The 16,177-nt window shown below is 64.3% G+C and carries 14 protein-coding genes; 11 read left to right on the top strand and 3 right to left on the bottom strand.

The features are described 5' to 3' along the window. Positions 1–116: 116 nt before the first annotated feature. The 11 genes from tolB (at position 117) to BLT50_RS09880 (ending at position 11,561) form a co-directional block, all read left to right on the top strand. Positions 117–1,445, top strand: a complete 1,329-nt coding sequence (tolB, locus tag BLT50_RS09830) for a Tol-Pal system beta propeller repeat protein TolB (RefSeq protein WP_090028502.1) — start codon at positions 117–119, stop codon at positions 1,443–1,445. 109 nt (positions 1,446–1,554) lie between these two features. Beyond that, positions 1,555–2,073 (top strand): peptidoglycan-associated lipoprotein Pal, encoded by a 519-nt coding sequence (gene pal, locus BLT50_RS09835; RefSeq protein ID WP_090028503.1) that lies wholly within the window; start codon positions 1,555–1,557, stop codon positions 2,071–2,073. 28 nt (positions 2,074–2,101) lie between these two features. Continuing rightward, the gene (gene ybgF, locus BLT50_RS09840) at positions 2,102–2,932 is read left to right on the top strand and encodes a tol-pal system protein YbgF (protein WP_090028504.1); all 831 of its coding nucleotides are present in this window, start codon (positions 2,102–2,104) and stop codon (positions 2,930–2,932) included. Then, entirely contained in the window at positions 2,929–4,185 is a 1,257-nt protein-coding gene (gene tilS / locus BLT50_RS09845) for a tRNA lysidine(34) synthetase TilS (protein ID WP_245723346.1), read from the top strand. Before ybgF ends, tilS begins: the two co-directional genes overlap by 4 nt. 90 nt (positions 4,186–4,275) lie before the next feature. Beyond that, positions 4,276–6,186, top strand: a complete 1,911-nt coding sequence (gene ftsH, locus BLT50_RS09850) for an ATP-dependent zinc metalloprotease FtsH (protein WP_090028505.1) — start codon at positions 4,276–4,278, stop codon at positions 6,184–6,186. Then, entirely contained in the window at positions 6,186–6,968 is a 783-nt protein-coding gene (locus tag BLT50_RS09855; RefSeq protein ID WP_090028506.1) for a methyltransferase domain-containing protein, read from the top strand. The genes ftsH and BLT50_RS09855 overlap by 1 nt, the downstream gene beginning before the upstream one ends. Positions 6,969–7,060: 92 nt before the next feature. After that, positions 7,061–7,663: an MOSC domain-containing protein gene (locus BLT50_RS09860; RefSeq protein ID WP_090028507.1), complete on the top strand. Its 603-nt coding sequence runs from the start codon at positions 7,061–7,063 to the stop codon at positions 7,661–7,663. A gap of 155 nt (positions 7,664–7,818) precedes the next feature. Next, positions 7,819–9,495: a formate--tetrahydrofolate ligase gene (locus BLT50_RS09865; protein ID WP_090028508.1), complete on the top strand. Its 1,677-nt coding sequence runs from the start codon at positions 7,819–7,821 to the stop codon at positions 9,493–9,495. A gap of 168 nt (positions 9,496–9,663) precedes the next feature. After that, positions 9,664–10,581, top strand: a complete 918-nt coding sequence (gene folD, locus BLT50_RS09870; protein ID WP_090028618.1) for a bifunctional methylenetetrahydrofolate dehydrogenase/methenyltetrahydrofolate cyclohydrolase FolD — start codon at positions 9,664–9,666, stop codon at positions 10,579–10,581. A 32-nt stretch (positions 10,582–10,613) separates the two neighbouring features. Further along, positions 10,614–10,943, top strand: coding sequence for a hypothetical protein (locus tag BLT50_RS09875; protein ID WP_139170510.1), 330 nt, complete (start codon positions 10,614–10,616; stop codon positions 10,941–10,943). Then, positions 10,944–11,561: a LytTR family DNA-binding domain-containing protein gene (locus tag BLT50_RS09880; protein ID WP_090028510.1), complete on the top strand. Its 618-nt coding sequence runs from the start codon at positions 10,944–10,946 to the stop codon at positions 11,559–11,561. Here the strand turns inward: BLT50_RS09880 and pdeM are convergent. The 3 genes from pdeM to BLT50_RS09895 all read right to left on the bottom strand — a co-directional run bounded on the left by pdeM (position 11,558) and on the right by BLT50_RS09895 (position 16,122). Beyond that, positions 11,558–12,238 (bottom strand): ligase-associated DNA damage response endonuclease PdeM, encoded by a 681-nt coding sequence (gene pdeM, locus BLT50_RS09885; RefSeq protein ID WP_090028512.1) that lies wholly within the window; start codon positions 12,236–12,238, stop codon positions 11,558–11,560. The two genes, BLT50_RS09880 and pdeM, sit on opposite strands and share 4 nt — an antisense overlap. Before the next feature lie 65 nt (positions 12,239–12,303). Continuing rightward, on the bottom strand, positions 12,304–14,706 hold the full coding sequence (locus BLT50_RS09890; RefSeq protein WP_090028619.1) for a ligase-associated DNA damage response DEXH box helicase: 2,403 nt from the start codon (positions 14,704–14,706) through the stop codon (positions 12,304–12,306). 96 nt (positions 14,707–14,802) lie between these two features. Next, positions 14,803–16,122, bottom strand: coding sequence for an ATPase (locus BLT50_RS09895; protein WP_090028620.1), 1,320 nt, complete (start codon positions 16,120–16,122; stop codon positions 14,803–14,805). Positions 16,123–16,177: the final 55 nt, after the last annotated feature.

The raw sequence follows: 16,177 nt of genomic DNA on the forward strand, positions 1-16,177 counted from the left end.
TGGTTCGCGAAAAGCCGACGCCCGGCACCGTGCGTTCGGCCGGGATGCGCCGACTGTGACGCGATGCCGAAAGACAAGATTGAACTGACAGCCAAACCGGAGAAAATGAGGATCACATGATTTTGCGTTACCTGACCCTCCTCGCGGCCTTGTGGATCATGGCCATGCCGGCGACCGTGCAGGCCCAGAACGGGCCTCTTCGGATCACCATCGACGAAGGGGTGATCGAGCCGCTTCCCTTTGCCTCGCCGGATTTCGTGGCTGAAAACACCGCAGCGACGCAGCTGGCCGCGGACATCGCGCGTGTCGTCGCGGCGGACCTTACGGGGACGGGGCTGTTCCGGGAAATTCCGAAGGACGCTTTCATCAGCCAGATCACCAGCTTTTCCAGCCCGGTGCAGTTGGCCGACTGGCGCGCAATCAACGCGCAGGCGCTGATCACCGGGGCCGTCAGCGCCGGCAGTGACGGGCGCCTGACCGTCAAGTTCCGCCTGTACGACGTGTTCGCCGGGCAGGAGTTGGGATCGGGCTTGCAGTTCGACGGCACTCAGGCGGGCTGGCGGCGGATGGCGCACAAGGTCGCCGATGCCGTCTATAGCCGGATCACGGGCGAAGCGCCCTATTTCGACAGCCGCGTGGTGTTCGTCGCTGAAACCGGCCCAAAGGGCGACCGCAAGAAACGGTTGGCCGTGATGGATTATGACGGGGCGAATGTGCAGTACCTGACCGACAGCAGCTCCATCGTGCTGGCGCCGCGTTTTTCGCCGTCTGGCGACCGCATTCTTTATACCGGCTATGAAACCGGGTTTCCCAAGATCTACTTGCTGGATGTCGCCAGCGTCGGTCGGCAGGTGCTGGAGAACCAGCCCGGCACGATGAGCTTCAGCCCGCGGTTTTCGCCCGATGGCCAGACCGTCGTCTATTCGCTGACGCAGGGCGGCAATACCGATATTTATCGCATGTCGCTTTCGGGCGGAGCGCCGCAGCGGCTGACCAGCGCGCCCTCGATCGAAACAGCGCCCAGTTTCAGCCCCGACGGCACGCAAGTCGTGTTCGAATCCGACCGGTCCGGCACCCAGCAGCTTTACATCATGTCCGCGAATGGCGGCGAACCGCGCCGCATCAGTTTTGGTCCTGGCCGCTATGGCACGCCGGTCTGGTCTCCGCGCGGCGATCTGATCGCGTTCACCAAGCAATCCAAAGGCCGGTTCCATATCGGGGTGATGCGCACCGACGGCTCGGAAGAACGTCTGCTGACCGCGTCGTTCCTGGACGAGGGGCCGACATGGGCGCCCAACGGCCGGGTGATCATGTTCACCCGCGAAACCCAGGGCGCAGGCGGGGAATCCTCGCTCTATTCGGTGGATATCACGGGGCGGAACCTGAAACGGGTGCGCACCGAGGGCGGGGCAAGCGATCCGTCCTGGTCGCCGTTGCAGAATTAGGCCGATGCCGCAGGCGTGAAGCCGCAACCGATTCCCTTGTGAGTTCACCTGTGCTAACAAAAGCGCAGGCAAGACCAATGATGACCCATAAAACAAACGGGACAATGAAATGACCTATCTTACACGGGCAGTGATGCTGACATCGGTGCTGGCGCTGGCGGCATGCACCAATCCGGGCCGCTTCGGCGGCGGCAACGAGGTGAACCTCGGCGCCAATTCCGGTTCCGGCGCGATCGTACCCGGATCGGCGAACGATCCGGCCTCGCCGCTTTATTTCCAGCAGTCGGTCGGTGACCGCGTGCTGTTTGCCGTCGATCAGTCGACCCTGACCCCCGAGGCGCAGGCTGTGCTGGACGGGCAGGCCGCATGGCTGATGCAGAACGCCGACTACACCGCAGTGATCGAAGGCCATGCCGACGAGCAGGGCACGCGCGAATACAACCTTGCCCTGGGCGCGCGCCGCGCCAACGCGGTGCAAGAATACCTGGTGTCGCGCGGTGTCGCGGGCAGCCGCCTGCGCGTGGTCAGCTATGGCAAGGAACGTCCGATCGAGCTGTGTTCGGACGAGGCGTGCTATGCCAAGAACCGCCGCGCGGTGACAGTGCTGGCCGCCGGGCTGACAAGCTGATCCGGTAAACAGGACCAAGGGGGTGGACATGCGCAAGCTTGTGTTCGCGGGGCTGATGGCCGTTCTGGCATGGCCGGTATCCGTCCATGCGCAGCAGGCCGAAACGCTGGCCGATATCCGGCAGGAGATGACCGTTCTCTATGTCGAGATACAAAGGCTCAAGCGCGAGCTGTCCACCTCGGGGGCACCCGGCGGTGTGGTCCAGGGTGGGTCAAGCCTGGAGCGGATCGACGCGATCGAGGCCGCGCTGCAGCGGTTGACGTCGAAAACCGAAGAGCTGGAGTTTCGTATCAACCAGGTCGTGACGGACGGCACCAACCGCATTGGCGACCTGGAATTCCGCCTGTGCGAGCTGGAAAGCGATTGCGACATTTCCAAGCTGGGCGATACCCCCACGTTGGGCGGGGTCGAGGTGCCGGCAACGCCGGCGCCCGTGGCGCCCACCCCGACACCCGGCGCCGAAGGCCCGCAGCTTGCCGTTGGCGAGCAGGCGGATTTCGATGCGGCGCGCGCTGCGCTGGATGCAGGCGAATACCGCAACGCCGCCGACCTGTTCGCGCGCTTTGCCGAAACCTATCCCGGTGGGCCGATGACCGCCGAAGCGCATCTGCGCCGGGGCGAGGCCTTGAACAGCCTGGGCGAAAACACCCAGGCGGCGCGGGCCTATCTCGAGGCGTTCAGCAGCGATCAGGATGGGACGTTCGCGCCGCGTGCGTTGTTCCTGCTGGGCGAAAAACTGGGTGAACTGGGCCAGACGCAGGAGGCCTGCGTGACGCTGGCCGAGGTCGGTACACGGTTCCCGCAATCCGACGCGGTTCAATCGGCAGAGCAGGCACGGGCGCGGATCGGCTGTCAGTGAGCGGTGTCGCCGATAGGGTTGGCGCACGGATCGCGGATCTGATCGGCCCCGACCCTGTTTCGGGTCTTGGCGTTGCGGTGTCCGGCGGCAGCGATTCCCTTGCTCTGATGCTTTGTGCGGCAAAATGGGCCGCCTCGCGGGATATTGCCTTTCGGGCGGTGACAATCGACCACGGGCTGCGGGCCGAAGCCGCGCGTGAGGCCGGCGAGGTTGCGGCCGTCGCCCGCGCGCACGGGATCGCGCATGACATCGTGGCCTGGGGTGGATGGACCGGGCAAGGCAACCTGCAGGATCAGGCGCGCCAGGCGCGCTATGCGCTGATCGGCGATTGGGCGCATGACGTGGGGATCAGCCACGTCGCGTTGGGCCATACCGCCGACGACCAGGCCGAAACCCTGCTGATGCGGCTGGCGCGTGGTGCGGGCGTCGACGGACTGTCGGCCATCCCTGAGCGGCGGCTTTTCCAGGGTGTCACCTTTCTGCGGCCTTTGCTGGACATCGGGCGCGGGGAACTGCGCGACTGGCTGGCCGCGCAGGGCCAGGACTGGATCGACGACCCGTCGAACGAAGACGCGCGGTTCGACCGGGTCAAGGCGCGGCAGGCGCTGGATGTTCTGGCGCCCTTGGGGATCGGGCGTGCGCAGCTTGCGGTCGTGGCTGCCAACATGGCAGAGGCCCGCAAGGCATTGAATTGGTACGTTTATCTGGCCGCGCGTGAAATCGCGCGGCTTGAGTCCGGGGATGTCGTCATCGCCTCGGCGGGGTTCCGGGCGCTGCCCGAAGAGATCAAGCGCCGCATGCTGGCCCATGCCTTGTGCTGGATCAGCGGAGCGCCCTATCCGCCCCGCCGGCGGCCGCTGGTGGACCTGGTGAACAAGGCGCTGAACGGCGAGGGCGCCACGTTGCACGGTTGCCGCCTGCTGCCCGGGCGCGACGAGATCCGCCTGACGCGCGAATTCAACGCGGTGGCCGGGTTGCGCAGTGAGGCGGGCGCGATATGGGACGGGCGCTGGCGTTTTGCCGGGCCGGCGGGGGATGGCGGGCTCGAGATCGCCGCGCTGGGCGAGGCCGGTCTGTCGCAATGCCCGGACTGGCGCGAAACCGGCATGCCGCGCGCATCGCTGCTGGCGTGTCCGGCCGTCTGGCGGGGCGATCGCGTGGTCGCCGCACCTCTTGCGGGGCTGGCGAACGGGTGGCGGCAGGTTCTCGCCCGCGACGAAGAAGAATTCCTTTCCGCACTGATGATGCGCTGATTACGCATTGAAGTAACCGCGCCGATCTCTATCTTAGGAATGTGGGCCTTGCGCAGTCGCGCGGGCCAAAGAACTTGTGGGAGATTTTCCTTGGGCAACGCGAGAAACATCGCCTTCTGGGTGGTCCTGTTCCTGCTGATCCTTGCACTGTTCAACCTGTTCAGCGGAACGGGTGGCACGATGCAGAGCACCTCGGTCAGCTATTCGGAATTCGTGCAGAAGGTCGAAAACGAAGAGGTCAGCCGCGTCACTCTGGACGGTGAGCGTGTGCGCTTCCGTGGAGAGGACGGCACCGATTACACCACGATCAAGCCCGAGGATGCCGAGATCACCCAGCTTCTGATCGACCAGGGCATTCCCGTCAGCGCCGAAAGCCAGGAGCAAAGCGGCTTTCAGTCCTTCATCCTGTCGCTTCTGCCCTTCGTGCTGCTGGTGGCGATCTGGATCTATTTCATGAACCGCATGCAGGGTGGCGGCCGTGGCGGGGCCATGGGTTTCGGCAAGAGCCGGGCCAAGCTGCTGACAGAAAAGCACGGGCGCGTCACCTTCGACGACGTGGCGGGCATCGACGAAGCCAAGGACGAATTGCAGGAGATCGTGGAATTCCTGCGTAATCCGCAAAAATTCAGCCGCCTGGGCGGGAAAATCCCCAAGGGTGCGCTGCTGGTGGGCCCTCCGGGTACCGGTAAGACGCTTCTGGCGCGGGCCATCGCGGGCGAGGCCGGGGTTCCGTTCTTTACCATCTCGGGTTCGGATTTCGTGGAAATGTTCGTGGGTGTCGGCGCCAGCCGTGTGCGCGACATGTTCGAACAGGCGAAAAAGAACGCGCCCTGCATCGTGTTCATCGACGAGATCGACGCCGTGGGCCGGCACCGTGGTGCGGGCTATGGCGGCGGCAACGACGAGCGCGAACAGACATTGAACCAGCTTCTGGTGGAAATGGACGGGTTCGAGGCCAACGAAGGCGTGATCATCATCGCCGCGACCAACCGCAAGGACGTGCTGGACCCCGCGCTGCTGCGTCCGGGCCGGTTCGACCGGCAGGTCACGGTGCCCAACCCCGATATCAAGGGCCGCGAAAAGATCCTGGGCGTTCATGCGCGCAAGACGCCGCTTGGCCCCGATGTGGACCTGCGGATCATCGCGCGCGGCACCCCCGGTTTCTCGGGTGCGGACCTTGCCAACCTCGTGAACGAGGCGGCGCTGATGGCCGCCCGTGTCGGCCGCCGTTTCGTGACGATGGAAGATTTCGAACAGGCCAAGGACAAGGTCATGATGGGGGCCGAGCGCCGCTCGATGGTGCTGACGCCCGACCAGAAGGAAAAGACCGCCTATCACGAGGCCGGCCATGCCGTTGTCGGGTTGGCCCTGCCGAAATGCGACCCGGTCTACAAGGCGACGATCATTCCGCGCGGTGGCGCGTTGGGCATGGTGGTGTCGCTGCCGGAAATGGACCGACTGAACTGGCACAAGTCGGAATGCGAGCAGAAGCTGGCGATGACGATGGCGGGCAAGGCGGCCGAAATCCTGAAATACGGCCCCGAAGAGGTGTCGAACGGCCCGGCCGGCGATATCCAGCAGGCCAGCCAACTGGCCCGCGCGATGGTGCTGCGCTGGGGCATGTCGGACAAGGTCGGTAATATCGACTATGCCGAGGCGCATGAGGGCTATTCCGGCCAGACGCCCGGTTTCTCGGTCTCGGCGCACACCAAGGAACTGATCGAGGAAGAGGTCAAGCGCTTCATCCAGGAGGCCTATGACAAGGCGTTCGAAATTCTGACCGAGAAAAAGGAAGAATGGGAACGGCTGGCAGAGGGCTTGCTGGAATACGAAACGCTGACCGGCGAGGAAATCCAGCGTGTGATGCGCGGTGAGCCGCCGCAATCGGGCGCCGACGAGGACGAGCCCGAAGACAAGGGCAATGCGCCTTCGGTGACCGCCATTCCCAAGACCAAGCCCAAGGCCAAGCCGACGGGCGGTATGGAGCCCGAGCCGACCTGATGGCCGCAAAGACGACAAACGACTGGAACCCCGGAACCTATCACAGGTTCCGGGGTCAGCGTTTGCAGCCTGCGCTGGACCTGCTTGCGCGGATCGGCGGCCTGCCTGACGGGGATGTCGTTGATCTTGGCTGTGGCAGCGGTGCCGCGGCGCCCGCGCTGGCGGCGCGCTTTGCGGGGCGGCAGTTGATCGGGGTGGACAGTTCGGATGCGATGCTGGCCGAGGCCGGTGCTTTGGGTCGGTATGCGCGGCTGGAATGTGCCGACATCGCCGAATGGCGTCCCGAAGATAGGGCAGCCCTGATCTTTTCCAACGCGGCGCTGCATTGGGTCCATGGCCACGAGGCGCTGTTGCCGCGGCTGGCGGGAATGCTGGCGCCGGACGGTGTGCTTGCGGTGCAGGTGCCGCATCAGAACAACGCCCCAAGCCACCGGGTCTGGCTGAGCCTGGTGAACGAGATGTTTCCCGGCGCCTATGACGCTTCGGGCGGGCCGGGCATTCTGCTGCCGGCAGATTATCACCGCATCCTGTCGCCGCTTGGCCGTCTGGAGCTTTGGGAGACCGAATATTACCAGGCGCTGCCGGCAGATGAGGATGGCCACCCCGTGCGCCGGTTCACCGAGGCGACATTCGCGCGCCCGATCCTGTCGGCGCTGGACGACACCCAGCAGGCGCGTTTGATCGCGGCTTACGAGGCGGTCATGGACAAGGCGTATCCCCGCGGCGCCGATGGCACGGTGCTGTTTCCGTTCCGGCGGTTGTTCTTTACCCTTCAGGTCTGATCCGCGCGCGTGATGGTATGGGCCACGAAAGGTGATTTGATCGCCCCGCCTGGCCGGGGCAGAGTGCGCCCATCACCAAAAGGGAGGCGCCGATGCCCGCACTGATCCCCACGGATTTCACCGCCATTGTCACGTGGTTGGGCGTTGTCGAAAGCGACGACCGAACCGCCTTGGCGGCGAACGCGCGCGATGCGCTGGATCTGACCTTCGACGGGGTGGCGGGGTCGGTGCATGGCGGGCGTATCCGCCCTTCGTGCAGCCGGGTGGTCGCGCAGCACACCAAGGGCACACCGATCGCGAATGAAAGGCAAGTTTCGATCCTGTCCGAGGAAGAGATGGCCGAGATCGCGGCCGGGATGGGGCTTGCGCGGCTGGACCCGGCGCGGCTGGGCGCGACCATCGTCATTCGCGGCCTGCCGGACCTGAGCCTTGTGCCGCCGTCCTCGCGCCTGCAGGGGCCGGACGGGGCAACGCTGGTCGTCGACATGCAGAACCGGCCCTGCCATCTGCCGGCGCGCAGCATCGAAACGGTGGAGCCGGGCAAGGGCAAGCTGTTCAAGCGGGCCGCCGAGGGTCTGCGCGGCGTCACGGCTTGGGTCCAGCGCGAGGGACGTCTTGCATTGGGCGACGCTTTGCGGCTGCACATCCCCGACCAGCCGGCGTGGCCTCATATCGATTCCGCGCGCGGGCGTTGATCGGCGTCCCGGATTTCCGAAAAGAAACAGACGCGCGACATCCCGCCGCAAGAAGTGCCGGAAAGGTCGGAATTGCCGCTTTGCGACCTCGGCTCAATCTATATCACAGGCCATGGAACACAGGGCGCCGCGCGCCACACGCAGGGAAAGCATCCATGAGCTACAAATCCGATATCGAAATCGCCCGCGAAGCCAGCAAGAAACCGATCCAGGAGATCGGCGCCAAGCTGGATATCCCGACCGATCACCTGCTGCCCTATGGCCATGACAAGGCCAAGGTCAGCCAGGATTTCATCAACTCGGTCCAGGGCAATACCGATGGCAAGCTGATCCTGGTGACGGCGATCAACCCGACGCCCGCGGGCGAGGGCAAGACCACGACAACCGTGGGCCTTGGCGACGGTCTGAACCGGATCGGCAAGCGCGCGGCGATCTGCATCCGCGAGGCCAGCCTCGGCCCGTGCTTTGGCATGAAGGGCGGGGCCGCGGGCGGCGGTTATGCGCAGGTGGTGCCGATGGAGGACATGAACCTGCATTTCACCGGCGATTTCCACGCGATCACCAGCGCGCACAACCTGCTGTCGGCGATGATCGACAACCATATCTACTGGGGCAACGAACTGGCCATCGACGAGCGCCGGGTTGTCTGGCGCCGGGTGCTGGACATGAACGACCGCGCACTGCGTGATATCGTGACCAGCCTGGGCGGCGTGGCCAACGGATTCCCGCGCCAGACCGGGTTCGATATCACCGTGGCCTCCGAGGTCATGGCGATCCTGTGCCTTGCGACCGATCTCGAAGACCTGCAGCGCCGTCTGGGCGATATCATCGTGGCCTATACCCGCGACAAGCAGCCGATCACCTGCCGCGACATCAAGGCGGACGGCGCGATGACCGTGCTGCTGAAGGATGCAATGCAGCCCAACCTGGTGCAGACGCTGGAAAACAACCCCGCCTTCGTGCATGGCGGCCCGTTCGCGAACATCGCGCATGGCTGCAACTCGGTCATTGCGACGCGCACGGCGCTGAAGTTGGCCGACTACGTCGTGACAGAAGCCGGGTTCGGCGCGGACCTGGGCGCCGAGAAGTTCATGAACATCAAGTGCCGCAAGGCCGGCATCGCGCCGTCCGTGGTGGTCGTGGTGGCCACCGTGCGGGCGATGAAGATGAATGGCGGCGTCGCCAAGGCGGATCTGGGCGCGGAAAACGTCGATGCCGTGAAGAAGGGCTGCCCGAACCTTGGCCGCCATATCGAGAACGTCAAACAGTTCGGCGTGCCGGTGGTCGTGGCGATCAACCATTTCGTGACCGACACCGAGGCCGAGATCCAGGCGGTCAAGGATTACGTGGCCGAGCAGGGCTCGGAGGCGATCCTGTGCCAGCACTGGGCCAAGGGCTCGGAAGGCACCGAGGCGCTGGCCACCCGCGTGGCCGAGATCGCCGACAAGGGCGAGGGCAATTTCGCCCCGCTTTACGGCGACGATCTGAGCCTGCTGGAAAAGGTCGAAACCATCGCAAAGCGCATCTATCGCGCCGACGAGGTTCTGGCCGATCAGAAGATCCGCAACCAGCTCAAGGAATGGGAAGACGCGGGATACGGCAACCTGCCGGTCTGTATGGCGAAGACCCAGTATTCCTTTACCACCGATCCGAACCGCCGTGGCGCGCCCACCGGCCATTCGGTGCCGGTGCGCGAGGTGCGCCTGTCGGCCGGTGCCGGGTTCGTGGTGGTGATCTGTGGTGAAATCATGACGATGCCGGGCCTGCCGCGCCAGCCCGCCGCAGAGGCGATCCACCTCAACGACGCGGGCCAGATCGAGGGCCTGTTCTAGGAAAAAGGCCGGGCCGGGCGGGGCATCGAGCCCCGCCCGGCCCGGTCGCCGCCCTTGGGCGGCTCCTGCCTCCGGCGGGAGTATTTCGGGCAAGATGAAGATGCGGGGCTTGTCCCCTGGCGGTCGATCGGCGATCACGGTGCCGAACCGGGAATGAAGGGATGTTCGATGTCAGCGACGATCATTGACGGCAAGGCCTTCGCGGCCACGGTGCGCGAAAAGGTGGCGGCACATGTGGCGCGGCTGAAATCCGACCACGACATTACGCCCGGTCTGGCGGTTGTGCTGGTGGGCGAAGACCCGGCCAGCCAGGTTTATGTCCGGTCCAAGGGCAAGCAGACCATCGAAGTGGGCATGAACTCCTACGAACACAAGCTGCCGGCCGATACGTCCGAAGCGGTGCTGCTGGACCTTATCGAGCGTCTGAATGCCGACCCGGAAGTGCATGGTATCCTGGTGCAATTGCCGTTGCCCAAGCACCTGGACGAGGATCTTGTGATCAATTCCATCGCCCCGGCCAAGGATGTGGACGGATTTCACATCTCGAATGTCGGGTTGCTGGGGACGGGGCAGAAAAGCATGGTGCCCTGCACTCCGTTGGGCTGCCTGATGATGCTGCGCGAGCATCACGGCGATCTGTCGGGGTTGGAGGCCGTCGTGATCGGCCGGTCGAACATCGTGGGCAAGCCGATGGCGCAGCTTTTGCTGGGCGACAGTTGTACGGTGACGATCGCCCATTCGCGGACCCGTGATCTGCCGGGCGTGGTGCGGCGCGCGGATATCGTTGTGGCCGCTGTGGGCCGGCCCGAAATGGTGCAGGGCGACTGGATCAAACCGGGTGCCACGGTGATCGACGTGGGCATCAACCGGATCGACGCGCCGGAAAAGGGCACGAACGAGGATGGCAGCGTCAAGACAAGGCTGGTGGGGGACTGCGACTTTGACAGTTGCGCAGCCGTCGCCGGGGCCATCACCCCGGTGCCGGGCGGGGTGGGCCCGATGACCATCGCCTGCCTGTTGGCCAACACCGTCACCGCCTGTTGCCGCGATGCCGGACTGCCCGAGCCCGAGGGCCTGACCGCCTGAAGCCTGGCAAAAGCCCGTGCAGAACAACTTTATTGTTTTCGCTCGTCAAAATTGACGAGAAAACCCGCGTGTTCCCCTTGCGTGCAGCAATTTCATTTCCTACCCCGGTAGTTGTCAAAATCAAAAGTTTTGCGATGCAGGGGTGCGAGTTGGAAGATAACGGGTTTCGGCGGATCTGGCGGCGCTACACGCATCCCATCACACAGGTCGTCTGCATCTCGATTGCATTGATCGCGGCGGTGTCCGGGCCATTCGGAACGATTGATACGATGTCGTTTTTTAATCGGCTGGTTTACTGGACAGCCATCGCCTTCGGTACAACAGCGGCCGCGTATCTTGTGCGGGAGGTCACGGCAGGCTAGGTGCGCAAGGACCGCCCGATCCTGTTCGAGGCAACAGCGACCATTCTTATGGTTCTGGTTTGCACACCGTTTGTTGCGGCGCTGACCGATTTCCTGGATTCCGAAGGCTGCCGGGAGGCGGGGTGTTTCGGTGAGATGGCCTTCTACACGGCGCTGACAACCGTGATCGTTTTCGTGGTTCGGCGCGTGATCCCGGGTTTCGAGGAGTTGGTGTTCTTCGCACGCGACGAGCATGGCAATCTTCAACTGGTCGCACCCAGCCCGGTCCCGCCCAAGCAGGTCGAAGCGATACCGCGGCCACGGCTTTACCAGCGGCTTCCGAAGGGTGAAACCGGCACCGTCCTGCATTTGACGGCAAGCGGTCATTTCGTGACAGTCACGCTGAGCACGGGTGAGTATAAAATTCGGATGCGGTTCACCGATGCCGTGAATGAAATGGACATGATCGAAGGTTACTGCACCCACCGGTCACATTGGGTGGCGCGGGCGGCGGTAGCGGGCCATGGCCGCGTGGATGGCAAGCCGGTTCTGATCCTGGAGAACGGTATGGAGGTTCCGGTCAGCCGGACCTACCGCCCGGAGATGGAGGCTGCGGGACTGATCCCGCACCAGGCCTAACGCGGCATGGGCATGGGCCGGGGTGTAGGGCCTGTCAGCACGGCAAGCGCCTCGGGCCGCATAAGCGTGTCCAGAACCGCGTCAGAGCTGCGCAGCCCGCCGGTATAGGTGCCGAATGCAGGCAGGATCACGCGATCCCCGTCGATCAGGAAACACGGCCGGCTGATCGTGCGAACGCGGGTGCGGATCGCGGCCTTGGGATGATAGTGGCCCGAGATCTCGCCGCTTTGGGCGGGATCGGCAATGTGGCGGAAACAAAGCGGCGGCTGCGGCAATTCCGCAAGATGCGTGCCGCCCAGATCGACAGGACCGGGATCGTGGTTGCCTTCGATCCAGACCCAGCGGCGCCCGGCCTGAAGCCGCGTGATCCACAGCCGGTCTTCGTCGTCGAGGCCCTGCGCCGCAGCGGTATCGTCGAAGCTGTCGCCAAGGCAGACGACGATGCCTGGCTGATAATCCTCGATATCGCGGTGCAGCCGCATCAGCGTGTCGCGTGTTTCATACGGCGGCAGCGGTGCGCCGCCACGGCGGGCGAAACGTTCTGATTTGCCCAGGTGCAGGTCCGACACGCATAAAAGCCGACGGTCCGGCCACCAGAGCGCACCTGACCCCAGCGCCAGAAGCGTCTGGCCCGCGAGGGTGAAGGGATAACCGCTGGAAGGGGCGGGGGCCTGCATTGTTTTACTCTTGTTCTGCTGCCGGCAGCATCGGGGAAATCCGCCGGGCTGGCAAGGCCGGGGCGTCAGGCCAGACCGGCTTCGGTCAGCAGGCGTTCGGTTTCCTCGGCCAGCAGGCGTTCCTGGCCCGCACCCTGTACGGGCACACGGCCCGGTTCGAGAAACAAGGGCGCGGAAAGAGGCGAAAGGCGGTCGAGCCTGATGTGATCGATCCTGCCGTCGATCCGGTCGAGCATGTCCTCGATCCGGCCGAAATCGACAAGGCCGCGCATGGCCTCGTCGCGGGTGATGCGCAGCATCAGGTGATCGGGATCGTATTTCGCCAGCGTGTCGTACAGGATGTCGGATGAAAACGTGGCCTGCCGCCCCGATTTGCGCTGGCCCTGAAAGCTGCGCTGGATCAGCCCGGCGATGGTGGCCGAGGCGCGGAATGTGCGCTTCATCACGGCGTTGCCCGCAAGCCAGGTTTCCAGTCCTTCGCGCAAGGCGGCGCGGTCGAAAAGCGGCGTGGGGTCGGTGACGCGTTCCAGCCCCCAGATCAGCGTTGCGTAATCCGTGGCGACGAAACCCAGCGGATCGAGTGCCATTTCCTCCATCCGCTTGGTCAGGATCAGGCCCAGGGTGGCTTGGGCGTTGCGGCCGGCGAACCCATAGGCGCACAGGTAATCGCGCCCTTCATGGGGAAATGTTTCGATCAGCAGCCGCCCCGCCTGCGGCAGGCGCGAGACCTGGCGCTGCAGGGCCAGCCAGTCGGCGGTATGGGCGGGCAGTTGCGGCCAGTCGGGTTGCGCGAACATCGCCAGGATGCGCTGGCTGAGCTGGGTGGAGGTGGCGAATTTCGTGCCGTTGAAAACCGCGACTTTCGGTTCGCGGCCACGGTTGCGGCTGACCTCGACCGTCATTTCGCGCAGGGATTCATAGCGCACGACCTGCCCGCCGATCAGGAATGTGTCGCCGGGGGTCAGCGAGGCGGCAAAGCCTTCCTCGACCTCGCCCAGGGGCGCACCGCCGCGGCCCTTCATCCGCACCTTCAACGTGTCGGTATCCTGGATCGTGCCGATGTTCTGGCGGATCAACGCCGCGGCGCGCGGGTCGCGCAGCTGCCACATCCCGTCGGCGCGCTGTTGCAGGCGTTGCCAGCGGTCATAGGCGCGCAGGGCATAGCCGCCGGTTGCGCAGAATTCCAGGCAGGTGTCGAAATCGGCGCGGGTCAGGGTGGCATAGGCGCCCGCCGACGTGACCTCGGCGAAAAGCGCATCGGCATCGAACGGGCCGGCGCAGGCCGCGATCAGGATATGCTGGCACAGCACGTCGAGCGGGCCGGGACCGCGCGGTTCGCCGTCAAGATCGTGCGCCTTTGCCGCCTCGAGCGCAGCCACGCATTCCACCACTTCAAACCGGTTTGCAGGCACCAGCAGCGCCTTTGAGGGCGCGTTGTAGCGGTGATTGGCGCGACCGATCCGTTGGATCAGGCGTTTGACGTTCTTGGGCGCGCCGACCTGGATCACAAGGTCGACATCGCCCCAGTCGATGCCGAGATCGAGGCTGCCTGTGCAGATGATCGCGCGCAGATCGCCCGCGACCATCGCCTGTTCGACCTTTTCGCGCTGCGCGCGCGACAGCGACCCGTGGTGGATGCCGATGGGCAGGCCCTCGTCGTTCTGGAGCCAGAGCTTGTGAAAGAATATCTCGGCCTGGGCGCGGGTGTTGTGAAAGATCAGCGTGGTCTTGTGCCGTTTGACCTGTTCCAGCACTGCGGGGATTGCATAGGCCGCGCCGCCGCCGGCCCAGGGAGGGGCCTGGTCGGTGTTCAGCATGGATATGTCGGGGTCCGGGCCGGGATCGGCCTGCACGATTTCGCATCTGTCGGGGTGGCGGGCCATCAGGCGCGCGATGGCGTCGGGGTCGTCTACCGTGGCCGACAGCCCGACGCGGCGCAGTCCGGGGGCAAGGGCCTGAACACGCGACAGCGCCAGCATGAGCTGGTCGCCGCGCTTGCTGTCGGCCAGGGCGTGAATCTCGTCGATCACGATACGCTGGAGGCCGGCAAAGATGCGCGGTGCATCTTCGTAGCTGATCAGCAGGGCCAGGGATTCCGGCGTTGTCAGCAGGATATGCGGCGGATCGGCCCGCTGCCGCCGTTTGGCGCTATAGGACGTATCGCCGGTGCGGTCCTCGATGCGGATCGCAAGGCCCATGTCTTCTACGGGACGGGTCAGGTTGCGCTTGATGTCGGCGGCCAACGCCTTGAGAGGGCTGACATAAATGGTATGCAGCCCGTCATGGCCATGGGCCGCAAGTTCCGCCAGCGTCGGCAGGAACCCGGCCATCGTCTTGCCGCCGCCCGTCGGCGCGATGAGCAGCGTCGCGGGGTCTGGGGCCCGCTCCAGCATGTCGCGCTGATGCGGGTGGATCGTCCAGCCACGGGCGGAGAACCAGGTTTCGATCTGATCGGGCAGGTCACGCATCATGCAGATGTAGCGCGTTGACCCCGGCGTGAAAATAGATGCCCCGCGCCTTGCGATTATGCAAGACGCGGGGACAATTCCGGCGAGCAGACCGGACTATTTCACGATGTGCTCGTCCTTGACGAACATGTTGCCCCATGCACGATCGATAAGCTCGGGCGTCATCTGGTAGGGAATACCCTCAAAATTGCAAATCGAGATCATCTGGTCGATCAGAAAGATCGGCTGATAGTTTGCATAAATGTTGTTGATCGTGGGGTATTTCTTTTTCAGCAGGTGCACGAGTGCGGGCTCGGAAAGGGGAATCCCCTTTTTCTTGGCCACCATGGCAAAGATCTTGAGGAAGTTTTCCTGGTTCGGGCCGTCAATCTTGATCTTGTAGAAAATCCGGCGCAGCGCGGCCTGGTCGAAGATTTCGTTAGGGTGGAAGTTGGTCGAAAAGATCACCAGCGTGTCGAAGGGCACTTCGAATTTTTCACCCGATTGCAGGGCAAGGATATCCTTGTTTTCTTCCAGCGGAACGATCCAGCGGTTGACCAGCGCCTGCGGCGGTTCGGCCTGACGGCCAAGGTCGTCGACGATGAAGATGCCGCCGGTGGATTTCAGCTGCAGAGGCGCCTGGTAGGTGCGCGCCGTGGGGTTGTAGACAAGGTCGAGCATGTCGAGCGAGAGTTCACCACCGGTGATCACGGTGGGACGTTCGCATTTCACATAACGGGTGTCATAGCTGCGGCGCACACGCAGGGAGTTGGGATCGTCCTCTTCGGTTTCGGCGGCCGAATGCACGATCGGGTCGTAGACCGTGATGACCTGACCGGCGTATTCGATCGCGCGGGGGACATAGATCTTGTCGCCCATCGCATCGCGTATGCCGTTGGAAATACTGGATTTACCGTTGCCCGGTGGGCCATACATCAGGATCGACCGGCCGGCGCTGACGGCCGGGCCGAGATTGTCGAGCAGGCTGTCGGGCAGAACCAGGTGGCCCATCGCATCGGTCAACTGCTTGCGGGTGATCTGAATGTTGCGGATGGACTGTCGCTTGACCTGCTCGCGATACACTTCGAGCGGCACCGGCATCGGCCCGAAATATTCCGACTGGCTGAGCGCATCGAGCGTCCGCGCCTTGCCGGCATCGGTCAGCTGAAAACCCATTTCGTTGCCGTTCGCGTTGGCATGCAGGGTGCCCGTCGCCTCGAGCAGGTTCTGGCTGCGGGCGATGTCGATCAGTTCCTGTGTCACCGCGCGGGGCAGGCAGACGGCGCGCGCCACGTCGCCCACCATGTCCAGGTTCTTGCGGAACATGGTTTTCAACATGATGTCGCGCATCATCACCGTGGAAAGCTGCATTTCCTCGATCCGCTTGGGGACGGGGGGCGGCTGTACACCGGAGGTGGAGGGCGCTTGCATGTTCATCGGGCGTTTTTCCTGCTCGGTCCTGGCGATGCGCGGGGCATCAGTGGTGAATTCA

The organism is Lutimaribacter saemankumensis (assembly GCF_900100005.1).
In the GTDB taxonomy this organism is placed as follows: Bacteria; Pseudomonadota; Alphaproteobacteria; order Rhodobacterales; family Rhodobacteraceae; genus Lutimaribacter; species Lutimaribacter saemankumensis.